The following is a 22920-nucleotide window of genomic DNA, read 5'->3' as shown; positions in this document are numbered from 1 at the left end:
TAACTATGTTGCCCGAGATTGTATCTTTTGATCGTCAAGTAACCCTGGTAGGCGACTCCGGGATCCAGTTTATGGATTTTGGTTTGTCTCCAGGACGTTTGCCCGCCGGTGAATTTGTTAAATTAGCCAATGGCGTATTGACCCGTTTAATCTACAACGAACAGCGTGATTACTATTTTTATCAGCCCAGCCCGGCAAATATCGAGAAGGCTAAAAGCCAGTACGATATTCCCGTTGAGCAGAGTCTTAAGCTGTTTGACGGGACATGGTTGCCGCTTCCCCTACTCCGTTTTAGCCCGCCTGACGTCTATCAGGAAGGGCCGCTAAACTGGGCGCGTTTTCGTATCGTCAAGCTGGACAAGCCTGATATGGATGGGCATAGCCATCGAATGACGTTGGCTATCGATACTCGCGTAATGGCCAAACAGCAGGCCGCCGCCGACCTCAGCCCGAACCAGGAAGATGTCAATGCCGGGGCAACCTTTGCGGTGGCGACAGCCACCTATGCCCTTAACTGGTATCTCACGCAAGAGTGGATTGTCGACTGGCTGAAAGAGGTATTTAAAGAGGCGAGCAAAGGCCGGGATATCGACGAACGCGAGCAGGAGCTTAACCAGCAGTATCCGCTGGCGCACTACCTTAACCTTCTTTCACTGATGGCGATTCCCGTCGAAGGTTTGCAAAGTCAGACCGCCCCCATCATTGAATTGCCGCATTTCAGGGTCATCGCCAATCGGGAAACTAACGCTATCAAGCCTATTCCCGTTGATTTGATCCTCGATGTCGGTAACTCACGCACCTGCGGTATTCTCATTGAAGATCATGGGCAATCAGGTTCAGGTATGCAGCACAACTATGTGCTCAAATTGCGCGATCTTAGCGCGCCGGAACATGTTTATACCGAACCCTTTGAAAGCCGGGTCGAATTTTCACAGGCCTTCTTCGGCAAAGATCACTGCTCGGTGCGTAGCGGCCGCCACGATGCCTTCCAGTGGCCGACGATCGCTCGTATCGGCGGAGAAGCGGGTCGTTTAGCGGCGCGCCGAAAAGGCAGCGAAGGTTCAACCGGCCTCTCCAGCCCTAAACGTTATCTTTGGGATGAAAAATATTACGGTCAGGGCTGGCGATTTAACGGTAGTTACGTGCAGGACAGTAATCCACTCGCCACCGCTGCGCCGTTCGCGAATCTGATCGATGAACGGGGCGAGGCGTTACACACCATCGAAGATGAGATGGATCGCATCCCGGTCTTTACGCCACGCTATTCTCGCAGTTCTCTGATGACCTTTATGCTCGCGGAAGTATTAACCCAGGCGATTAGTCAGATTAATAGCCCGGAACAGCGCATACGTCAGGGACACGCAGGTATTCCGCGTCAGCTACGCCATATTATTCTGACCGTGCCGCCCGGTATGCCGATGGCTGAACGTTGCGTACTGGATGACCGTATGCGTCAGGCGGTCGGTTTAGTCTGGAAAGCGCTACGCTGGCACAACGGCGAAAACGATCCTTATGAGGATGAGCAAGAAGATCATAGTCAGACAAACATTAAAATTCCGCTGCCAAAAATCAGGGTCGAGTGGGATGAAGCGTCCTGCGCGCAGTTGGTTTATCTCTACACCGAGATAAACCAAAACTTTGCCGGTCACCCGGAGTCGTTTTTCGACGCCCTTAGCCGACCCGACAGCACGCAACGTGAAAGAATATCCATCGCATCTATCGATATCGGCGGCGGCACCACCGATCTGGTCATCACCGATTATCATCTCGATCGCAATGGTCATAGTGGGGGCGGCGCTAACGTCCATATCATCCCGCAGCAGCGTTTTCGCGACAGTTTTAAAATTGCCGGCGACGATATTCTGCTAGATGTCATCCAGTCCTATGTGCTTCCAGCCTTTGAGCAGGCGCTGCGTGAAACGGGGGTCATATCCGTTGAGACGCTGATGTCTCAACTGTGCGGCTCGCAAAATATTAGCGCGGCGGAATCCGTGCTGCGCCAGCAGCTCACCCTGCAACTCTTCGTTCCCCTCGCGTTGCACATTCTGGGTAAATACGAGCAATTCGATCCGCTGGACGAGCAAACGCATATCGTGATTAACCAACGTGTCGGCGATCTACTGCCGGTAGGTTCTCTGCGTGATGAAGTCGAGGGCTTTGTTCGCCGCGAAGTACAAAAAGCTGGTGGCCCGACCGATTTCAAACTGGCTGAGGTAATGCTCACTCTGCCGCTCGCCAGAGTGCATAACGATTTGTGCTCGGGTAAGTTCAACATTGATAAAGTGCTAACCGCGCTGTGCGAAGTGCTGAGCTATTATCATTGCGACCTGCTACTGCTGACGGGCCGCCCTTCGCAGCTGCCGGGCATTCAGGCAATTATCCGTCGCAACCTGCCATTGCCGCCGGGGCGTATTTTACCGCTGCACGGTTATCAGACCGGCACCTGGTATCCGTTCCATAAAAATGGCCATATCGACGATCCGAAGAGCACCGCCTCCGTTGGCGCGATGCTCACACAGCTGTGCGCAAATCACAGCATTCCTAACTTCCATTTCCGTACCTCGGCGCTGAAGCCTTACTCAACGATTCGCCATATTGGCACCATTGATATGGATAACCTGATTCGCAGTGCCGATATCGTTTATCGCCATATCGAATCGGAGAACGGGCAGATAAAACTGCCGACATTCACCGACGAAAATGGCGAGAACACCACGCAAAGTATCATCATGCGTGGCGATTTGCGGCTGGGTTATCGTCAACTGGATGCCGAACGTTGGGCCGCCGCACCGCTTTATACCTTACGTTTTAGCGAAGAAGGCCGTAAGAAGTTTTCCGCCGCCTTCTCCGTGGATAACGGTTCACCGTACCTGAAAGTGAGACTGGCTATCGACAAAGGCAAACGGGCGCGCCAACTGGGCTTAATCAGCGATCGGCTGATGATTGCGGATATCACCAGCAACACCGATAAGTCATTCAGCAAGCGTGATGTAGATCTGGAACTCAATACTATGCCCGATACGGGGCTCATTGATAGCCGACACTGGCTCGATAGCGGGAGTGTTAAAAAATAATGAATAGCGATCAAAAATCTCTCACTCAGGGTTGGGCAGCTATCGCTCAGGGCTGTCAGGACGCACTTGGCTGGGTTGATGCAGTGCGTTCCGGTTCACGTCGCCTCGACAACGAGGCGGATAAACTCAACCTTAGCTTGCTCCGCACGCGTAACCAGGCCAATAGCCTGACGTTGGTCGCCAGAACGCCAATGACCGTCGGTTTTTTTGGCATTTCTCAGGCCGGGAAATCCTATCTCATCTCCGCGCTGGCAGCGGGCAGCAATGGTTCACTGGAAGCCCTTTATGGCGAACGGCGCGTCGACTTTATCAAAGAAGTGAATCCCGTCGGCGGCGGTAAAGAGGCCACCGGCCTGGTCACCCGCTTCACCCGCCAGGCCCCCGCTGCGCCTGCGGGCTATCCTGTGCCTCTGCGCCTGTTCAGTGAAATCGATCTGGCCAAAATTCTTGCAAACGCCTGGTTTAATGATTTCAACCACGAGCAGCTGAGCTTTCAACTTGATGAAGCCAGGGTTGAAGAGCGACTGCGCCCCTTCCTACAACTCGCCACACAAGCAAAAAGCTATAACGGCGTGAGCCAGGAAGATGTGGTTGCCTTATGGGATTACCTGAACGCCTCGTTCAGAAAATCGGTTGAAAAACTTGAACACGCCTATTGGCCGCAGGTGTTGAAAATTGCCCCTGCGCTGAGTCCTGGTGAACGCGCAGAGCTATTTTCTTTATTGTGGGGAGAACTGCCGGCCCTCACCGAGACCTATCGTTCATTAGCCAATGTGCTGACCAAACTCAATCATGCCCGGACGGTGTTCGCCCCGCTGGAGACGCTGATCGATCACAGTAATGGCAGCATTATGAACGTCGACAGCCTTAACCGGCTAGGCTCCAGCCAGGATCGCCACGTGGAGATCCGCTACTGGAAAGAGGAACAGCAAATCGGCAGCGCCAGCTTAACCCAGGCGGAACTGGCAGCGTTAACCACCGAGCTTATCTTCCCGTTAGCGGAAGTCGAGGCCGACAGCGTCGTGGAGCAGGTCGATCTGCTTGACTTCCCTGGGTATCGCGGGCGTCTTAAAATTACCGCACTGGAAGAGGCCGGTAGAGAGGGGCTTAATCCCATTTGCCAGCTTCTGCTGCGCGGTAAAGTCGCCTATCTGTTTGAACGTTACACCGATAATCAAGAGATGAACGCGCTGGTCGTGTGCGCCAGCTCCGCCAAACAGAGCGATGTTGCTGACGTCGGTCCGGTATTAAACCGCTGGGTAGAAAAAACGCAGGGTAAAAGCGCCGAAGAACGTCAGGGCCGTAACCCTGGGCTGTTCTGGGCCATCACCATGTGCGATATGCGCATCAACAGCAGTCTGCAACTCACCACCGAACAGTTAAAAGAAGGCTGGGAAGGTATGCTGCACATGACCTTGCTGGAGCGTTTCGCCCAATATGATTGGCTGCAGCAATGGGCGCCCGGCCAGGCGTTTAATAACTGTTTCCTGGTGCGAAAACCGGGGCTGGATAATCCGTTCATCGACCTAAAAGACGGTACAGAACAGGAGCGAAACAAGGAAGCGTGCATCGCCGAGCGCTATCGCCAGAAGCTCGACGAAATGGGCAGCACCTTCATTAGCGCTAAAAACGTGCTGCAACACGTCACCGAGCCGAGCAAAGCCTGGCACGCGATGCTCGAGCTCAACGATGGCGGCATGGGACGCTTAACCAAAGCGCTGCGCGGCGTCGCGCATCTGGAATTCAAGCTGGCACGTTTGCAGCAACAACTTGAGCAGTGTCGCGAGGAGACCGGCAATCGCCGCCTGGGCCGCTGGTACGAAAAAGACGGCGACGGGCAGCTCGTGAAAAAACAGGCCATCGCGAAAGAGCTATGGCAGGGGCTGTCCGCCTGCTCCCACAGTATGGGAGAGCTAATTAATCGTCTGGATCTGCCGACGCAGGAGCTTAATAACATCTATTTAAGCATTCGCGACCGCAACCCGGAACCGTCAAGCGATGGCGACAGCCTGGCGGCAAACGCGTTTACCGCCAGCCCATTTGGCAACAACCCCTTCGGTGATAACCCGTTTGGCAGCGATCCATTCGCCGCCGCACCGGCTGAAATCGCCGTGGTTGACGCGCCAGCGTCAACTGCCCAGGAAAGAGTCGGCCAGGACGATGATTTCGCCCATCAGGCGTTTAAAGCCTGGGTCGCGCATCTGCGTGAACTGCCGCAGCAAGCGCCGCAGTGGCATCAGTTGGGGATGAACAGCGAACTGATTAATCATCTCAGCGAAGAATTGATCACCGCAGCCACGCGCCTCGATCTGGAAGGCACGCTGAAACGCGCGCTGGCGGGTCAGGAGCAAGCGGGTACGCGGCGTGAACATCTTATGGCACGCCAGGTTCTGCGAGCCCAACTGACTATGCGTGATTTTATCGCCTGGTTTGGTTATCTCACTCTACCGCCTGAAAAGGTGCCCAACAGCTACGTTGGCGAGAAAAATAAAGTTTTCCTGCGCCAGAAACCGCTGATGAACGACGAGCTGCCGCAGCTCGCCGCCGTTGCGCCGCAGCCGGGTGTCTCTTATCTGGGAGACTGGCTATCCGCCCTGATGAGCGTCGTACTTGATAACGCTGGTCATAGCGCCACGCGCGATATTTCCGTCGAACATAATCGCCAACTTGGTCAGATTATCAGCCAATTAAAACAAGAGAACATGCCATGCTAGCTAAAATCATCGCCTGCCAACCGGCAGAGCCGGGTACCGCACAATTGATGGTTCGCCTGCGCGGCGAAACTGCGGTGCTGCCCGATCTGACCTTTACGCTTTGTAATAACGAGCAGAACTATCTGCAGCCCGATGGCAGCTGGAGCCCTGCACAGCACTGGTTTACTGTCAACGGCGGTTACTCCCTGGCCAACGGCAGCGGCTTTCGTATCGGCCCTACTCTACTTGACCCTTTGCTGGCAAACGCAAGCCAGGTCCAGATTCAGATCAAGCTGGCTTCAGGAGAAGTGCGCAATACCACCCTCCAATTGGTGCGTGATGAGTTGCTCTCTTCTGAAGCCAGGGGCGCGACGGGTAATTACAGCAGCAGCAGTATGCTGGCAACCCCAGAAACCGACTCCGCACCAGTGGCCATCGTAGAAGCGCCCGTCGCAGAATCTGAAACCATTGCGCCGACCATTCATGCCGAGCCGCAGCCGCAACAAAAACCTGCGGCTTCCCGCCTCCCGCTCATCATCGCCGCCATCCTGCTTTTAGTGGTGATTGCTGGCGCGCTTTGGTGGTTCATGGGCCGGGACAAAGGTCAGGAGGTGGTCCCGGCGGTACAAGCTCAGCAAGCCCCCGCCGCCGCCGCCCCTGAAGCGACGAACACCGAGCCTAAAGCCCCGGCTGGCTGTTCCGCACAGAGTTTAGACACGCTGAGCGAGCTTGAATTCGTGCAGACGTGCGTTCAGGAAAAACTCGATAGCGATAAACTGCTGGCCATTATCCAGTCAGCGAAAGAGGCGAAGAAATGCGGCGTCGCCCAGCGCCTGTACGCAAATCGCGCGCAGGGCGGCGATACCAAAATCGCCCTGATTTACGCCGGTGAGTACGATCCGAAATACCATCAGGCAAGCGAATGTTTCAAAGAGGCGGATAAAGATACCGCGGCCTATTGGTACGAAACGGTACTACAATCAGAACCCGAGAACCAAACGGCTAAGCAGCACCTTGAGGAGCTAGCAAAATGACCCGGACTTTTTTTTGCCGTCTGGCGCTGCCATTATGCGGCCTGTTGTTCAGCGGGCACCTCTTTGCCGCCGAGGGCGATAAACCGCTGCTTCAGGAAGGGAAGAAAACGCTATACCAGCGCATCCTGACGACGCCAGGCTGTAAGCTTAGCGACAACGCCGGGGATGAAAATGGGCAGCTTCAGCCTGCCTTTAGCAGCCTTTATGTTTATCAAAAGGAAGAGGCTAAGGGGCAAAGCTGGCTTAAAGTCGGGCCGGATAGCTATGGCAAAACCCTTGGCTGGTTGCCGAAATCCTGTACCGTAGACTGGAAAATGCAGCTGACGCTGGCGTTTACCAACCCGGCCAACCGCGATCGGTTACTCTTTTTCAAAGAGAAAGAAAGTCTGGATAACATTCTTTCTGCCCCCGATCCTGTCTCTCTGGTGGCGCCGCTGCGCGCCAAATTGAAGCGTGACGGCCACGCTGAAGGTATTCAGGCCCAGGAGCCGGAATATTTTGTCGATCTGCAAAAGCAATTTTATCTGCTGCCAATCCTGAGCGGCGAAGAGGTCATGACCGAAGATGGCTTCTATACGCGCCTGCTCAACGTGGCCTCCGTCAGCAAGGCGGATGATAACGCAGCGGCAAAACAAGATAACGACGTAAACCAGTTGAAAGGCTTTAACGCTTCGGTGGTGTTCGTTATCGATTCAACCATTTCAATGGGGCCGTATATTGAGCGCACTAAAGAGGCGGTCAATAAGATCTACGACAAAATTAAACAAGAGCATCTGGATGGGCAGGTCAAGTTTGGTTTGGTCTCTTATCGTTCAAATACCAAAGCCGTACCGGGACTTGAATATAACACCCGCATTTTCGCCGACCCTAACCAGGTCAAGGACGGCGCGGATTTTCTGCAGAAAGTCGCCGATCTTAAAGAAGCGAAGGTCTCAAGCTCTTTATACGACGAGGATGCCTATTCCGGCGTGTTATCAGCTATTGATGACATTGACTGGAGTCCATTCGGCGCCCGCTATATGGTGCTGATTACCGATGCTGGCGCGATTGAGGGCAGCAATAAACTTTCAGGAACCGGCCTTGATGCCAGCCAGCTCCGTCTGGAAGCCGGTAACCGCGGCATTGCTATTTATACGTTGCACCTGAAAACCGCCAGCGGCAAAGCAAACCATACCAAAGCCGAGGGCCAGTACCGCGATCTCTCCAATTTTGATAGCACGCAATCTAACCTTTATCAGGCGGTGAATGCAGGCGATATCAAAATGTTCGGTCAGCAGGTTGATGCCCTGGCGTCAGCCATTACGGAACAGGTGAAAGCCGCCTATATGGGGGATGCCGCCATTGGCAGCGCGCTGTATGCCAAAGATGAGGGGCAAAAGCTCACGGCGGAGCAGAAATTGCTCCAGGATACGGCGTTAATCGGGCATGCGATGCAGTTAGCCTATTTGGGCAAACGCAACAGCACCCAAGCCCCGTTGGTGTTCCAGGCCTGGATTAGCGATCGCGATCTGATTAAGCAGAACATCCCCACAACAGATGTTCGCGTGCTCTTAACCAAGGGACAGCTGAGCGATTTAAGCGATGCCGTCAGCCAGATTCTGAAAGCCGCTAATGAAGGGATGATCTCGCCCACTAAGATGTTTGAACAACTGCGCACCGTTGCGGCAACAATGGGGACCGATCCTAACCAGTTGAAACAGCAAGACAGCGCGAGCATCGGCGATCTTGGCGTGCTGGGCGAGTATCTGGCCGATCTTCCCTACAAAAGCGATGTGCTGAATCTCGATGAAGAAACGTGGAAAAGCTGGGATGGGCTGTCACAGGAGAAATTTATCCGCACACTGTCATCCAAGCTGCGTCACTATCAAAAATATAATGCAGATGTCGACCGTTGGGTCGAGCTGGCGCAAGGTAGCGATCCGCGCGATCGCGTGTATCCCATCCCACTGGAAATGATGCCCTGATGCTGCACATTGAAGACTTGTGCGTGGTTCGTGGTCAGGATCATCAGGCTCACCGTGTTTACCTGCCGCAGCTTTCGCTGCGGCCAGGCGAGGTGGTGGCGGTAACGGGTGAAAGCGGCTGCGGTAAAAGCACGCTTCTGGAAGCCATTGGTTTAGTGTTGCATCCCAGCAAAATTGGGCGTTTCACGCTCAGCAAAGGGGCACAGCAGCAGGATATTGCCGCGTTGCTTCTGGGCGAGCGACATAATACACTCGCTGCGATTCGGGCACGCGAACTTGGCTTTGTATTACAAAACGGTGGCCTCCTTCCCTACCTGAACGTCAAAGATAATATTCTCTTGCCGTGCCAGCTGCTGGGAGCCCGCCCTGACAGCACCATGCTGGATAGGGTCATCGACACGCTAAAACTGTCGCCACTACTGGCAAAATATCCTACCCAGCTCTCCTTTGGCGAACGGCAGCGCACCGCTTTTGCGCGCGCGATATTACATCGCCCGGCGCTGGTACTGGCAGATGAACCGACGGCGGCGCTCGATCCCTACAATGCCCAGAAATTATTTAGCCTGTTTATCGAACTAGTCCGTCAGGAAGAAATGATGGCGCTGGTCGTTTGCCATGACTGGCCTCTGGTCAAACACTTCAATTTACCCTGTTTAGCTGCGCAGCCAGAATCGCTGACGGCGTCATCACAGAGCGAACGGGGAGGTACTTACTTTGTCCTTTAATCGTGCAAGACTGCTCGGTCGCCTTGCAATGCAAGACCTGTGGCACGATCGCATCATCTCTTTTTGCATCGTCTCCTCTCTTGTTGCGGTCATCGCCCCTTTACTGCTCCTTTTTGGCCTGCGCTTTGGCATTGTGAACCAGTTACAAAACGATCTGGCCAACGATCCCCGCAATCTGGAGATCCGCATGTTGAGCAGCGGAAGCTACGATCAGCACTGGATCACGCAGCTACGGCAGCGGCCTGATGTCGGCTTCGCCATCGGGCAAACGCGCTCGCTCAATACGCTGACTGACTTGCAGACGGACAGCACACATTTTATTGAAAATGCGGAAGTCATTCCGACAGAGGCTGGCGATCCTTTGCTCGGCACGCAGGTGCTCCATCATGACCATGAAGTTGTTATTACTCAGGAAGCGGCACGCAAGCTGGCGGTGAAAACCGGTGATACGCTCACGCTACGCGTGAGTCGTATGCTCGATGAACGCCGCGAATGGGGACGTAAGCGCGTGACCGTGGTGGGGATTTTGCCAGCCACCTATTTTAATCGCCCCGCTATCTTTACCCGCCCCGCGTTATTAATGGCTCTTGAACATTTTCGCGATGGCTATGCGGTAACAGCGTTAGGGGTCGCCAGCGGCGCTCAGCTTAACGGTAACGCGCCGCGCTACGCCCGCGCAAGGTTGTACGCACGCGATATTGACCATGTCGCCAGCCTTGAACGCGATTTGCGCGCCCAACGCATCGAAACTACCAGTCGGCTGGCGGATATTGAGAATGTAAAAAGCATTAACCGTGTGTTGGGCATCATCTTTAACACGATCGCCATCACCGCGCTCATTGGCTGTATCGCCTCGTTAATCGGCTCGTTTATCGCCAATGTCGATCGTAAACGTAAGCATATTGCTGTACTTCGTCTGCTGGGCTTCACGCGACCAGCCGTAGGCGTTTACGTCATTAGTCAGGGCACTTTGCTCAGCCTGATGGCCTATATAGGCGGTTTTGGCATCTATTTTTTAGCCAGCCAGATATTTAACCGGGCGCTGTCCACAAGCCAGGCCACCGGTCAGATGATTTGCAAGATAACGCCCTTACACGGCCTTATCGCCCTCTTACTGACGCTGGTTGTGGCGACGCTGGTTGCCGGTATCGGTGCCTGGCGCGCGATCCATATTGAACCTGCGCAGAGCCTGCGCGAGGCATAACCCTTATTTTTTTAATTTGCCCTAAGCATCTATTTTAGCGGAGATCGTTCATGGCCTTTACTCCTTCCACATTATCGCGCTGCCTGGCGCTAGCCCTGCTGGTGAAGATCTCCCCCGCGCTGGCAGAACCGTGGGCAGAGAAAACCTATAATCCGAAGCCGGATAGCGATGACGTGATTTTGCCTATGCCCTGCGAAGGTTCGATGGTATTTCGTCGGGTAGAAATTCCAGTAGCCGGTCCTCTGGATGATATTCCCATCACCTTAGGGGAAGATGGCGGTGAATGGGGCTTTGTGGAACACAGTTATCCCACGTTTATCGCCGGTAGCTTTACTGAAACGCCCCAAAATAAAGGCCGTTATTATTTAATGGCGAAATATGAGCTGACGGCATTGCAATATCAGGCATTAACTTCCGATACTTGCCCGACACCATCGCGTAAACTTAGCCTCCCTCAAACCAGCATCAGTTGGTTTGAGGCCGTTAATTTCTCCGATAAATATAACCAGTGGTTACGCGCAAACGCGCTCGACAAGCTGCCGAAAGAAGATAACAAGCCAGGTTTTTTACGACTGCCCACCGAAGTAGAGTGGGAGTTTGCCGCGCGCGGCGGTCTGAAAGTGGATACCGCACAGTTTCGTGATTCCCGTTATCCGATGGACGACATCAAAAATTATGAGTGGTATTCCGGTTCGCAGTCCTCAAACGGGAAACTTCAGCTCATCGGTCTGTTAAATCCTAACCCGCTCGGCCTGTACGATATGTTAGGCAACGTCTCTGAGATGATGTTTACCCCCTTCTACCTCAATAAAATTAATCGATTGCATGGCCAGGCTGGCGGTTTTGTGGTGCGTGGCGGCAGCGTGATGTCCAGTGAGTCGGATATCCGCAGCGCTAGCCGTAAAGAAATTAACTATTACGATAATGCCCAGCCTTTTACCAGTAAAACAATGGGCCTGCGGTTGGTGCTGGTTTCCCAGGCAATTACCTCAACGGACCGGGTCAAACTTCTTGAGAAAAACTGGTCGACTCTCGGTGATGATAAAACGGGCGCAGAGAGCAGCAAATCCGGGTCCAATGATACGGCGAAAGCGTTAGGTAGCCTGGCTTCTGGCGTTGAAGACGGCGAGCTGAAGAAAAAGCTGAAAGATCTGGAAAACCAACTTCGTGCCAGCAACCAGCAGCAGCAAGAAGAAAGAGCACAGTCTATCCGCGCCAGCCTGAATCTGGGCTCTTTTCTCTGTACCAAATTACAGGACGATGGTCGTTTCCTTGACTTCCTCAATCACAATTATGAGCTGCTGTGCAAAGATAAAGACAGCAGCGATGCCAACTGTGCCATCCGCAAAAATAAGCTGGCGGAACAAACCGATCGTCTACAGCAGCTAACGAGCTACTACGCCAGCAGTCTGGTGGATTCCGGCACCCTGTATGGGCAAGCAGGGCTAAAAGGCGAAGTGAACGTGTTCAATCAGATGCTGACGCTGAATAAACGTCTTTCCGGTCTTAAGCCGTTCCTCGCTGCTCATTGGCAGAATCAGCAAAAATACCTAGCGAACGGCAAAATTGATACAGCTGGCTGGCTGGATACCTGCAAACAAGTAAAGAACGGCCACTAATCTTAAACATGTCAGTTTATAAAGGAGTAAGGAACGTGAAATTAACTCTACGAATTGCAGCGTTGACCATTGTCTGTATGTCACTCAGCCAGACAGCTTTAGCTGCGTCTTACAGTGCGGAGGATCAGGAACAATTAACGCTGGAATGCCTGCTCACCAATAATAAATACGCCAGCGCCTTTATTGCGCAGGATAGCGCGGGATATGCCCTGGGAACCCAGTCTGCTCCGACTGCTGAGCTGAATCTTGTCACTAATCAACCGGGGGTTAACGCCTACTATAATTCTCAGATGATCGCCGGTGGCTCGCTTTACTGGATACGTGTCGTCAAAGGCCCCTATGAATATATTGTTTACGATAAAGAGCAGCACGGCGATATGTCAGGTGTGGTTGTCACAAAAAAAGGGAAAAGAATCTTCCACAAAGATTGCAAGGAACCTATCAAGGTGGGTACACAAAACGATGGCAGCATCTTTAGCCGAGTTGCGCAAGAAGATACAGAAGGCGATCGTATTATCGATTTAATCAACAAAGCATAAACGCTTATTTCGTCGTAATGGGGATGTATATCTATCATCCCCATAGAAGGCAGCTAAAGCTATCCGCTTTTTTGTACGCTCATTTTTAATGGTTGATAATATTGCGGATCAAACATCGACAGTGGCAGAGCATGGACTGAACCATCCGAAGACGTTTCCTCAACGTGGGTAATCACGATGTTGGCTGTATTTTCAACCGCATCACAGCTGAATTCAGTTGCCGAAAGGGTTGAGCGAGTTGCACTGCTATCGCCAAACGGCTGAACATCAAGAGTTCCTTTTTCCAGAACGGCTCCCGATTTATCAGTTAATTGTAAGCTGACTGTCAGGTTATTGAATGTCCCATCACCGCCGTTACCCAGCCGGAATACCAAAGAACACACGCCCTGCACCCAACTGCTATCCGTATTACGAATACTAATATACCGATGGTCATTCTCCGCACTCACTGCGGGGCCAACCATGCCGCCACAAAGTACGGCCAGCAATAAGCTGCATAATGTTTTCTTAATCATAATCTTCTACGCCCTCATTCCTCACGCCGCCTCACAAAATTCTGTTCTCTTCCCCGATACGTATGTCGGTTTTAGCCTATTTCAGTGCCAACTCAATCTGTTCTATTGCTTTCTAAGCATATTGTAATGAGCTATATGGTTAAAAAATAGTAATACACTAAACAAACTAGCACTTCAATTTAAAAGCGTTACTCACGAAAAAAAATTAGAGCGATAATTAGTTCGTTAAAAATAATAACATTACAAAATTAGTAATATCTATTCTTTCTTGTTGCTTGTAGAAAAAACAGCCTAATCAATAGACCCTATGCAAAATTCATTGAGATGGACCATTTTAGTATATGAACGGTTTTGCTAACGTCATTAATCGTTATTATATAAAACGTTGTTTTGTTTTCCTACGTATACCTAATGCGGAATATAAGGAAATAGCATTCTATAAAGATATTGGTGAAGAATAATTAATGAGTTGAATCGCCACGGGTTTAACAGACACCTCAGAGTCATTTAAGATGGCTTAAAGAGAGGTGCCCATGAGCGGTAAGCGTTATCCCGAAGAGTTTAAAACTGAAGCAGTCAAACAGGTTGTCGATCGCGGTTATTCTGTTGCCAGCGTTGCAACACGTCTCGATATCACCACTCACAGCCTTTACGCCTGGATAAAGAAGTACGGTCCGGATTCTTCCGCTAATAAAGAACAGTCAGTTGCTCAGACCGAGATCCGCCGTCTCCAGAAAGAGCTGAAGCGGGTTACCGACGAACGGGACATATTAAAAAAAGCCGTTGTAGATTCAATCTGTCAACGCAACACTCCTTTCAATTATCTCTTTCGGTGTTTTGAACTTCAGTGTCTTTCTTGGCCTGTTGTTTAGCTGAGTTGCGACTTTATCCAGCTCATGTTGAGTATATTGGGCAAGGCAGGTTTTTTTGGGAAAGTACTGTCGGATTAATCCATTAGTGTTTTCGTTTGTTCCTCGCTGCCAGGGACTCTGAGGATCGCAGAAGTAAACTTTAACGCCCGTGCTACCAGTAAATTCCAGATGCCTAGCCAGCTCCATTCCTCTGTCCCATGTCAGTGATTGCCGGAGTTCAGGTGGCAAGCTCAGGAATTTTTCTGTAAGAGCCTGATTCACTGAGAAAGCGTCTTTTCCTCTGAGTTTCAGGATGATCGTATAACGTGATTTTCGGTCTACAAGTGTGGCGATATGCGAGTTTTTTGTACCTGACACCAAATCGCCTTCCCAGTGCCCCAGAGAGCGTCTGTTATCGATATGCCGCGAGCGTTCGTGGATTGGCGTTCCGTTTACTATGTTGATGGTGCCTCTTTCACCTTTACGAGTATGGCGTCTGCCATGACGTAGGCTGTGCGATCGGCGCAGATGCTGTACATTCAGGTGGTGTAGCGCTTCACGACTACGAAAATACAGCGTTTTATAAATTGTCTCTGGCGATATTCTCAGTGTTTTTTGACGCGGCTTCGTTCGTCTTAACCATCCTGATATTTGCTCTGGCGACCACTTCATCTCCAGCTTTTCCAGAACAAGCTCTCGCAACGGTAAATTCTGATCCAGTAAGCACGGTTTTGGTCTTCTCGCCATCCTGTTGGCCCGGTTATTAGCATCTACAGCTTTGTAATAGCGCCTGCCTCGATTGCGCTGAACTTCACGTGAGATCGTCGAAGGACTACGATTTAGTGCAGTAGCTATCGCACGAATGCTCATTTTGGCTGACAAACCGGCTCGTATTTCCTCGCGCTCAGATAGCGTCAGGTGAGCCACAGCCCGCTTGCGCTCATTGGGTTTTATACCGCCAGTATCCCTTAACATAGTGAAGATGGTTCCTGGTTTCGAACCCAGGATATTAGCTATCTCGCTGAAGCCTGTTCCGTTCTTCCACAGTTCAAAAACAGATGCTTTTTCCTTTGCTGTAAATGTCCGTCTCATCCAAAGATCCTCCGCAACCTCATGTTTTCACATAACTGTTGCGCTGACCAATTGAATCTACAACCGCGCTCTTGATGTCAGACTCCCTGAACAGTTCTCATTAATCAGGAAACTCAGAGCGCAGTATCCTGTGGTCACACTTTGCCACGTGTTCGGGGTTCATCGCAGCAGCTACAAATACTGGGGAAAAAGCCCCGAAAAGCCAGACGGCATGCGAGCTGTGTTACGCAGTCAGGTTCTGGAACTGCATAACATCAGCCATGGCTCTGCTGGCGCAAGAAGTATCGCGATTATGGCAACCCTGAAAGGCTTCAGAATGGGACGCTGGCTTGCCGGAAGGCTCATGAAAGAACCGGGTCTGGTGAGTTGTCAGCAGCCTACCCACCGGTATAAACGTGGTGGTCATGAACACACCGCTATCCCGAATCGCCTTGAGCGACAGTTTGCAGTGACAGAACCGAATCAGGTGTGGTGCGGCGATGTGACGTATATCTGGACAGGCAAGCGTTGGGCTTACCTTGCTGTTGTTCTCGATCTGTTCGCAAGGAAACCTGAGGGTTGGGCAATGTCATTCTCACCGGACAGCAAGCTGACATCAAAGCGCTGGAAATTGCGTGGGAAGCTCGCGGTAAACCCGCCGGAGTGATGTTCCACAGTGACAGTAATAATGCCGGTGTCAGTCTTTACCACCACTCAGTTTGCCGTTTAAACCGATTGGTGTGATTACTGATGCAGTGAAGACCTATCCGCATCACATCACTACAAATATTGATTTTTGATTGTTGGATTCGCACCAGATTTCACCTCTGTAGGGTATTCAAAAATGCTCAGTTATTACTGATGCCTAAACTGCAGCGTTGCGGGCAGGTAGCGTTGTAGCGTTTCGGGCGTATCGCCCTCGATCAATTGGCTTATCAGATCATAGCAGTGCCAGGCCAACTGGCGGTTATCCTGCTGTACGGTATCGATACGCAGCGACAGCGAATCATAAAGATAGTGATCGTCAAAGCTCGTCAGATGGATATCTGAGTCGAGTAAATGGTGCTGGCTCATATAGCGCAGTACCCCTTCGAGCAGTCCACAGGCGGCAGTGAACAGCGCCTTAGGCGGCCGCCCAAGTCGCGCGCAGAGTGCGGCGAACATCTCATAGCCTGAGCTCGGGTGGTAGTTACCGTTAATCACCCATTCCGGGCGCAGTGCAATACCCGCCTGAGCCAAACCCTGCGTGAAGCCGGTCAGACGATCGCGTGAAGGCGACAGACGCGACTGACCGCCTAAAAACCAGAACTCATCGCTATGCTTAGGTGCAATGCGGGAAATCAGTTCCGCCGTTGGGGTAATCGAATCAGTCATCACCAGCGGCAGCAGGCTTTCATTAGGACAACGGTCAAACAGCACTACTGGCAGTTGTTGGCTGAGCTTAAGATAGTCGGCATCGTTGTGCATACATGAAGCGACGATCAGACCGTCAACCTGGCGGGAAATCATGTTATTGACCACCACGCTCTCCTGACCGGGGTTTTCATCAGTACAAGAGATCAATAGCTGGACGCCTGCTTCGCGGCACAGCATTTCCAGCTCATGTGAAAAGACCGCAAAGCCGTGGTTGGTGATCTCCGGCACCACCAGTCCGATGGTGTGGCTGCGGTTGTCGCGCAGCGAGCGGGCGTGAATGCTTGGCTGATAGTGCTGCTCACGGGCAATCGCCAGTACTCGCTCACGCGTTTCCTGCGCCACACGCAGCTCCTTACCACGACCGTTCAGTACTAGGCTGGCGGTCGCTTTTGAGACGCCAGCCTGTTCGGCGATATCTTTAATGGTTACGCGTTTAGTTTTCATTACGACGCCATGAGCTTGAGGCAAAACGCTTATTCTACCATGCAAGTTCGCAGCGGCCAGTAGCAGAATGCGTCCGGTGTGATGCCGGAGAACATTAGCTGCCCTGAACAGGCCGGGAAGTAGCGGCAGCTCATCACTCCTTCGCCGCCGTTGATGAAAATCTCCACGCTAGACTGGTCGATGAAAATATGCAGCGAGCGGACGTCTCCGCGCCAGTAACGATAATGCTTCTCGTCGCTGGCCAGACTGGGTCGGGCCAGGCGGATCCCGCTGGCATCGCGTTCAAGGGTTAATGCGCCGTCAAAATCGAGGCTCAAAATATCGTCCCCAGTGGTTTGTAGAACGATTTCCATCGGTGCCAGCGGCAGGGAGTTCCCTGCCCAGCCGTGCGCTTCGCCGCGCAGGGCGCTCAGCTCTCGTAGAGGACGTTGGTATAGCTGACCATCGATAAACTCCAGCTCACGCAGGCAGGTCATCTGATGGATCCAGCCGTTGGTGAGGGTCGGTTGAAGCATCTCTTCGCCCTCCGGCACGCCCATCCAGCCGACCAGCAGACGGCGGCCATCACTGGTAAGCATGGTTTGCGGGGCGTAGAACTCAAACCCTGCGTCCAATTCGTGCAGTTCGCCATGCTCGAAGGCCGCGCGGTGGTAGTCGAAATCGCCGCTCATCCACACTGCCGGGTAGGTGTTGAGATAGCGCTCTTTCTCACGAGGCACGCCCTGCGGGCAGCAAATCAGGACATGCTGGTCGCCGAGGGCAAACAGGTCCGGGCATTCCCACATATAGCCCGCGTCGTCCAGGCCATTGATGCCATAACCGGCGATTTCGCCCTGACTCGTCCACTCATGAAGGTCCGCTGAGCTGAATAACAACACCTTGCCACGCTTTTGCAAATCCTGTGCGCCCAGCACCATGTACCAGCGACCTTCGTGCTGCCAGACTTTCGGGTCACGCACGTGGCCGGTATAGCCCTCCGGCAGCGGTAATACCGGGCCGAGTTTGGTAAACGTGCCGTCGGCATTTTCCGTCGCCAGGCACTGCCACGCGGTTCGGCTGCCGTCGTCAAATTTTACGTTGCCGGTATAGCACAGGGTGAGCGTGCCCTGACTATCCACGGCGCTGCCGGAGTAGCAGCCGTTGCGGTCATACTCTTCATCCGGCATGAGCGCGATCGGCTCATGTTGCCAGTGCAGCAGGTCGGCAGAGCTCCAGTGCCCCCAGCACTTGAACTTATGATCGCAGGCGAGCGGGTTCCACTGATAAAACAGGTGATAACGTCCGGCAAATTCAATAAAGCCGTTGGGATCGTTCATCAGCCCGGTCACCGGCGCATGGTGCCAGCGGGGATAGTGGCTGTCGGTCAGCGCGCGCGGCTGGCCCTGCATAACAGCCTGCAAAATCGCAGGCAGGCGTGATGGATGTGACATTATTCAGCGTCCGTTTTGTATTTCAGTACCAGGGAGACGACAAAGGCGACGCCAAAGGCGATAACCATCCCGATAATGTAGTTCAGCAGCGAGCTGGCCTGCACGATAGCCATGCCAGGGATAGCCGTCAGGCCCACCGCGGTCATGTAAACATGCATGGATGCCACCCACGCGCCGCCCACCGCGCCGCCAATCAGGGCTGCGATAAACGGTTTTACAAAGCGTAAGTTAATACCAAAAATCGCCGCTTCGGTGATGCCGAGCATGGCAGAAAACGCCGAGGGCAGGGTAATGGCTTTGATTTTGGCATCTTTCGTTTTGAACCACACCGCCAGACAAGCACCGCCCTGAGCGACGTTGGCCATCGCCCAAATCGGCAGCAGGAAGTTGACGCCGATGGATGGGTTGCCCAGCAGTCCCGCTTCGATGGCGTGGAAGCTGTGGTGAATACCGGTAATGACGATAACCGAATAGAGACCGCCAAACAGCAGTCCGGCCAGCCAACCGGCGTGGGTAATCAGGGTGCTGAGGACAAACGAAATACCGTCGCCAAGCGCGCGACCAGCCGGGCCGATAATCAGCAGGGCGATAAAACCGGAAATGATCACCGTCAGGAACGGCGTCAGGATCAGATCCAGTGCATCGGGGATCACGCGACGTAGCTGTTTCTCAACGATGCTCATAAACCACACCGCCAGCAGCACCGGGAACACCGTGCCCTGATAGCCGATCATGGCAATCTCAAGGCCGAAGAAGTTCATGGTGTGGAAACCGGCGGCCACACCCCAGGCGTTGGTGAGCGCCGGGTGAGTCAGGATGCCGCCAAGCGTCGCGCCAAGATAAGGATTACCACCGAACTCGCGGGCGGCGGTGAAGCCAATCAGAATCGGCAGAATAATAAACGCCGCTGAGCTGCACATATCCAGCATGATGTAGATGGCGTTACCCGGGTCGACCCAGCCGTACGTTTTAACCATCCCCAGAAGGCCCATCAACAGGCCGGAGGCGACGATAGCCGGGATGATCGGCACAAAGATGTTCGACAACAGGCGGGCAATGCGCTGGAAAGGATTCAGTTTTTTCGCCGCAATGTCGGCAGCTTCCGATTTGCTGGATTCGCCAATCCCTGCCGCCTGGATAAAGGCGGCGTAGACTTTGTTCACCACCCCGGTGCCGAAGATAATCTGCATCTGTCCGGCGTTACGGAAACAGCCCTTCACCCCATCAATTTTGCCGATGGCCTGCTGATCGGCCAGTGAGTCATCGACCAGCACCAGGCGCAGGCGTGTGGCACAGTGCGCGGCGCTGGCGATATTTTCCTTGCCTCCCAGAAGCGGAAGTAGCGAGCGGGAAATCTGTTCAAAATCCATAGTACCCTCTGAATGCGTATTGATTTTCGAGTTGTCGTCCCGTGGTAGCCGGGGCGCATTCTCTTCGTTGTTATTGTGTCCGGGGCGACGAAACGTATTTTGTCGCCCCGGCGGTTACTGTCGCCAGGTGTTAACCATCAAAACCAGGTTTCCATCTGCATCCCGAACGACCATTCGCCGCCCGATTTAAAACCACTGCTGCCCAGCGCGTCATCGCTGGCGTAATTATTGAGTTTTTTGCTCCAGTCCATCCACGAGGTGTAAAGACGGATTTCAGGACGGCTGAAGAAATCGCCGATGTCGCCAACCTTAAAGGTCGGGGCGAAGGTGAGCTTGTAGAAGCTGCCGTTTACCGCATGGCGATCGTTATAACCTTCAGGTTTGAGATCCATATACTGGTAACTGCCTTCATAAGCGAGGGCGAAGTTTTGATTGATCTCCTGGATCAGACGCATGTTGAGGGTTGCCCACTGGTAGCTGTCGCCATCGACATAACGGTCTTTACTGGTTTGTGCCAGTATCGCCGGAGCGATAAACCAGTTCTTGCTCAGTGGCGTGGTGCCGTAGCTGGCGAAGCGCCAGGTGTTAGCCCCCGAGCGTAACGCGCCGTCAGAGCCGACACCTTTAACTTCGGCACCCAGTCCGTGACCGTAGAGCAGGGCGGTTTTGCTGGCACCTTCACGCAGGCCGTAAAAACTGTCGTTGTGCAACCCGAGCAGCGCATGTACACCGGTATTTGCCGCATCGCCTTTGACCGGATTACCGTTGGTATCCTGGCGTTCGTCGTTGTCTTTTGCCCGCATCCCGCTGACCATCATCTGCACCGGCCCGATGAAATTGTTCATGCTGACGATGTAGTTCTGCACACTGTTGCTGGTATCAGCAATATCGCCGAAGTTACGCCCGTAAAGAGAGAAGTTGCTGCGAACGCTGTCGTTCCACCTGACATCATAAATACCGCCGCCGGTACCGGCGAGGAACACGACATCCGAGTCGATCCAGTGAATGTCAAAGTTATCCCGGTCAAAGCGTTTCCCGGCCCACAGGGTGGAGCCTTTAAACGGCCCGTCGAAGGTGGGCAAGTTGCCCAGTTCAACAAAGGCCTGACGCACGTTCAAATCACTGGTGCTCGCCGTCCAGTCGTTATAAGTGGTTTGACCGTCGGCGACCATGACTTTGAAGCGGGTCGTTGCCCCGTTATCCAGGGTCTGCTTATGTTCAAGATTCATTTCAACATAGGTATCGGCCTGGTTTCCCAGGCGGCCAATAGCCCCACCGGTTTCCCCTGCTGGCGTCATGTAGGCTCCGGATTTGGTGCTGGCGCCGGAGTCATTCATTATCACGCCGGAGCGGGCGTAGCCGTGGAACTCAAACCCGCTTTTCTCATCGGCTTTTTTCTCCAGTTTGGCGGTACGCTGAGCCACTTCCTGAGTGCTGTCCTGGGTTTTTTGTTGCTGTGTCGTGAGCTGCTGTACTTTCTTCTCTGCCGACTCTGCGCGGGTTTCTGCCGTTTGCGCTCTGTTTTCGGCATCCTGTAAGCGTTTTTCCAGCGCAATTAAACGGGCTTCGATACTGCTGAGATCCGTTTGTGCATGGGCTGAGGCGGCGCCGGTTAGCAAAGCGATAAGAGCCGCGAGTGTGCTTTTTCTGAACATATTGATTGCATCCCAAAAGGAAAATAAAACATTGTGTGCTTTTGCTAAACCGGTTTAGTTGCTATGTTAAGCACGACATTTAACATTTTGAAATTGATTTTGCTAAACCGGTTTAATAAGTGTGATGGATGCAACAAAGTGGACCGCGTACGACGGTATTTAGGATCAAATCTGGAGGTGTAGATCGCGCTGGTATGGCAGGGCAGTCATCGCGCCTTTCGCCAGGGTTGCCAGGGCACCGCAGGTTTGCGCCAGAGCGAGCGTTGGCTCCAGGGCATTGATATCCGCCGGCATCCCGTTGGCAGCAAGGCTGGCAAGCAGTCCGGCGACAAACGCATCGCCCGCACCGGTGGTATCCACGCTGACAACCGGTTTAGCGCTGAAATGGGTACACTTCTGCTGAAAAGCGGCAAGCACCCCCGCTTTGCCCCGCGTCACCAGTAGCAATTCCGGCTGATAGCGCTCTGTTACGCTGGCGATTCCGTATGCTAAATCTTTACTGCCGCTGATGAAGACCAGCTCCTCTTCCGATAGCTTTACCACGTTTGCCATGGACAAAGCGCGATCGAGGCAGGCTTGCAGCAAAGCCTGATCCTGCCAGAGATCAGGACGAATATTAGGGTCAAAGCTGATCCGACCGCCGACAGACTTGATGTTCTCCATAGCCGCGAAGGTAGCACTGCGGCTGGGCTCGGCGCTGAGCGCGATGGAGCAGACGTGCAACCACTGTCCGGCGGCAAACTGTGGCAGGTCTTCTTCAGCCAGGAACAGGTCAGCGCTGGGGCGTACCATAAAGGTAAAGGTGCGTTCACCTTGGTCATCAAGGTCGACCACCACAGTGGACGTGCGGTGATGATCGTCAAGATACATATGGCTGACGTCGACCTGCTCCTGTTGCAGGGTATGACGCATGTAGCGGCCAAACGGGTCACCGCCGACGCGGCCGATAAATCCGCTGTTGCCGCCAAGGCGGGCAACCCCTACCGCCACGTTAGCCGGCGCGCCTCCAGGGCACTGTAGCAAGCGCCCTTCACTCTCCGGTAGCAGGTCCACCACTGCGTCGCCCAGAACCCAAACTTTTGCTTTCATGCTAAAACCCTCCAAGGCTAAACTTAATTAAACCGGTTTAGCATATTAAATCACAATGAATGAGTGGGTGGAAAGTTCCAGCCGGAAAAGCGCTGCTCAGGGCATAAAAACGTGAGCCGCCTTACGAAATAGAATTGATTCGACAGCTGTGAAGACTTACGTCCTGGACACAAATGGATCCTGGATAAATTACCATGCAACTTGATGAAATTATTATGTTTTATCTT

The 22920-nt window shown here is 53.0% G+C and carries 15 protein-coding genes and 2 pseudogenes; 10 read left to right on the top strand and 7 right to left on the bottom strand.

Features of this window, described 5'->3' with window-relative positions; translation table 11 throughout:
- Positions 1–5 precede the first annotated feature (5 nt).
- The 8 genes from I6L54_RS05575 to I6L54_RS05540 are packed head-to-tail and all read left to right on the top strand — an operon-like array spanning position 6 to position 12852.
- Positions 6–3074 (top strand): virulence factor SrfB, encoded by a 3069-nt coding sequence (locus I6L54_RS05575; RefSeq protein ID WP_040232067.1) that lies wholly within the window; start codon positions 6–8, stop codon positions 3072–3074.
- Positions 3074–5788 carry a putative virulence factor gene (locus tag I6L54_RS05570; protein ID WP_040232065.1) on the top strand — a complete coding sequence of 905 codons (2715 nt, stop codon included), beginning with the start codon at positions 3074–3076 and terminating at the stop codon, positions 5786–5788. The genes I6L54_RS05575 and I6L54_RS05570 overlap by 1 nt, the downstream gene beginning before the upstream one ends.
- The gene (locus I6L54_RS05565; RefSeq protein ID WP_040232063.1) at positions 5782–6801 is read left to right on the top strand and encodes a hypothetical protein; all 1020 of its coding nucleotides are present in this window, start codon (positions 5782–5784) and stop codon (positions 6799–6801) included. Before I6L54_RS05570 ends, I6L54_RS05565 begins: the two co-directional genes overlap by 7 nt.
- On the top strand, positions 6798–8765 hold the full coding sequence (locus I6L54_RS05560; protein ID WP_040232062.1) for a vWA domain-containing protein: 1968 nt from the start codon (positions 6798–6800) through the stop codon (positions 8763–8765). Before I6L54_RS05565 ends, I6L54_RS05560 begins: the two co-directional genes overlap by 4 nt.
- Positions 8765–9490 carry an ABC transporter ATP-binding protein gene (locus I6L54_RS05555; RefSeq protein WP_040232060.1) on the top strand — a complete coding sequence of 242 codons (726 nt, stop codon included), beginning with the start codon at positions 8765–8767 and terminating at the stop codon, positions 9488–9490. The genes I6L54_RS05560 and I6L54_RS05555 overlap by 1 nt, the downstream gene beginning before the upstream one ends.
- A complete protein-coding gene (locus I6L54_RS05550) occupies positions 9480–10694 on the top strand; it encodes an ABC transporter permease (RefSeq protein ID WP_040232058.1) in 1215 nt (404 codons plus the stop codon). The genes I6L54_RS05555 and I6L54_RS05550 overlap by 11 nt, the downstream gene beginning before the upstream one ends.
- A gap of 50 nt (positions 10695–10744) precedes the next feature.
- Entirely contained in the window at positions 10745–12313 is a 1569-nt protein-coding gene (locus I6L54_RS05545) for a formylglycine-generating enzyme family protein (RefSeq protein ID WP_040232056.1), read from the top strand.
- A 35-nt stretch (positions 12314–12348) separates the two neighbouring features.
- Complete coding sequence (locus I6L54_RS05540; protein ID WP_040232055.1) at positions 12349–12852, top strand: hypothetical protein; 504 nt, start codon at positions 12349–12351, stop codon at positions 12850–12852.
- A gap of 59 nt (positions 12853–12911) precedes the next feature.
- On the opposite strand, the gene I6L54_RS05535 is transcribed toward I6L54_RS05540, so the two are convergent.
- Positions 12912–13367 (bottom strand): IrmA family protein, encoded by a 456-nt coding sequence (locus tag I6L54_RS05535; RefSeq protein WP_047363966.1) that lies wholly within the window; start codon positions 13365–13367, stop codon positions 12912–12914.
- Positions 13368–13900: 533 nt separating this feature from the next.
- On the opposite strand from I6L54_RS05535, the pseudogene I6L54_RS05530 reads away from it, so the two are divergent.
- Positions 13901–14149: pseudogene (locus tag I6L54_RS05530) on the top strand (transposase); the annotation flags it as partial.
- A 9-nt stretch (positions 14150–14158) separates the two neighbouring features.
- Here I6L54_RS05530 and I6L54_RS05525 read toward each other — a convergent pair.
- Positions 14159–15310 carry an IS30 family transposase gene (locus I6L54_RS05525; protein ID WP_040063370.1) on the bottom strand — a complete coding sequence of 384 codons (1152 nt, stop codon included), beginning with the start codon at positions 15308–15310 and terminating at the stop codon, positions 14159–14161.
- 64 nt (positions 15311–15374) lie between these two features.
- Here I6L54_RS05525 and I6L54_RS05520 point away from each other — a divergent pair.
- Positions 15375–15979: pseudogene (locus I6L54_RS05520) on the top strand (IS3 family transposase); the annotation flags it as partial.
- 165 nt (positions 15980–16144) lie between these two features.
- On the opposite strand, the gene I6L54_RS05515 reads toward I6L54_RS05520, so the two are convergent.
- From I6L54_RS05515 to I6L54_RS05495, 5 genes are all read right to left on the bottom strand, one after another.
- A complete protein-coding gene (locus I6L54_RS05515) occupies positions 16145–17149 on the bottom strand; it encodes a LacI family DNA-binding transcriptional regulator (RefSeq protein WP_003029591.1) in 1005 nt (334 codons plus the stop codon).
- A gap of 29 nt (positions 17150–17178) precedes the next feature.
- Entirely contained in the window at positions 17179–18579 is a 1401-nt protein-coding gene (locus I6L54_RS05510) for a sucrose-6-phosphate hydrolase (RefSeq protein WP_040232051.1), read from the bottom strand.
- Positions 18579–19949 (bottom strand): sucrose-specific PTS transporter subunit IIBC, encoded by a 1371-nt coding sequence (locus I6L54_RS05505; RefSeq protein WP_040232049.1) that lies wholly within the window; start codon positions 19947–19949, stop codon positions 18579–18581. The genes I6L54_RS05510 and I6L54_RS05505 overlap by 1 nt, the downstream gene beginning before the upstream one ends.
- Positions 19950–20086: 137 nt before the next feature.
- Positions 20087–21604 (bottom strand): carbohydrate porin, encoded by a 1518-nt coding sequence (locus I6L54_RS05500; protein ID WP_040232047.1) that lies wholly within the window; start codon positions 21602–21604, stop codon positions 20087–20089.
- A 165-nt stretch (positions 21605–21769) separates the two neighbouring features.
- Entirely contained in the window at positions 21770–22693 is a 924-nt protein-coding gene (locus I6L54_RS05495) for a fructokinase (protein ID WP_040232046.1), read from the bottom strand.
- Positions 22694–22920 lie beyond the last annotated feature (227 nt).

It is taken from the genome of Citrobacter pasteurii (assembly GCF_019047765.1).
Classification (GTDB): Bacteria; Pseudomonadota; Gammaproteobacteria; order Enterobacterales; family Enterobacteriaceae; genus Citrobacter; species Citrobacter pasteurii.
The sequence above is the reverse complement of the archived record's forward strand: the minus strand, read 5'-3'. Positions and strand labels throughout refer to the sequence as shown.

What these genes read in the sequence shown, in the direction of transcription:
- I6L54_RS05555 (WP_040232060.1), top strand. Translation starts at nt 8,765, where the DNA reads ATGCTGCACATTGAAGACTTGTGCGTGGTTCGTGGTCAGGATCATCAG.
- I6L54_RS05575 (WP_040232067.1), top strand. Translation starts at nt 6, where the DNA reads ATGTTGCCCGAGATTGTATCTTTTGATCGTCAAGTAACCCTGGTAGGC.
- I6L54_RS05525 (WP_040063370.1), bottom strand. Translation starts at nt 15,310, where the DNA reads ATGAGACGGACATTTACAGCAAAGGAAAAAGCATCTGTTTTTGAACTG.
- I6L54_RS05505 (WP_040232049.1), bottom strand. Translation starts at nt 19,949, where the DNA reads ATGGATTTTGAACAGATTTCCCGCTCGCTACTTCCGCTTCTGGGAGGC.
- I6L54_RS05545 (WP_040232056.1), top strand. Translation starts at nt 10,745, where the DNA reads ATGGCCTTTACTCCTTCCACATTATCGCGCTGCCTGGCGCTAGCCCTG.
- I6L54_RS05495 (WP_040232046.1), bottom strand. Translation starts at nt 22,693, where the DNA reads ATGAAAGCAAAAGTTTGGGTTCTGGGCGACGCAGTGGTGGACCTGCTA.
- I6L54_RS05500 (WP_040232047.1), bottom strand. Translation starts at nt 21,604, where the DNA reads ATGTTCAGAAAAAGCACACTCGCGGCTCTTATCGCTTTGCTAACCGGC.
- I6L54_RS05515 (WP_003029591.1), bottom strand. Translation starts at nt 17,149, where the DNA reads ATGAAAACTAAACGCGTAACCATTAAAGATATCGCCGAACAGGCTGGC.
- I6L54_RS05535 (WP_047363966.1), bottom strand. Translation starts at nt 13,367, where the DNA reads ATGATTAAGAAAACATTATGCAGCTTATTGCTGGCCGTACTTTGTGGC.
- I6L54_RS05565 (WP_040232063.1), top strand. Translation starts at nt 5,782, where the DNA reads ATGCTAGCTAAAATCATCGCCTGCCAACCGGCAGAGCCGGGTACCGCA.
- I6L54_RS05560 (WP_040232062.1), top strand. Translation starts at nt 6,798, where the DNA reads ATGACCCGGACTTTTTTTTGCCGTCTGGCGCTGCCATTATGCGGCCTG.
- I6L54_RS05510 (WP_040232051.1), bottom strand. Translation starts at nt 18,579, where the DNA reads ATGTCACATCCATCACGCCTGCCTGCGATTTTGCAGGCTGTTATGCAG.
- I6L54_RS05570 (WP_040232065.1), top strand. Translation starts at nt 3,074, where the DNA reads ATGAATAGCGATCAAAAATCTCTCACTCAGGGTTGGGCAGCTATCGCT.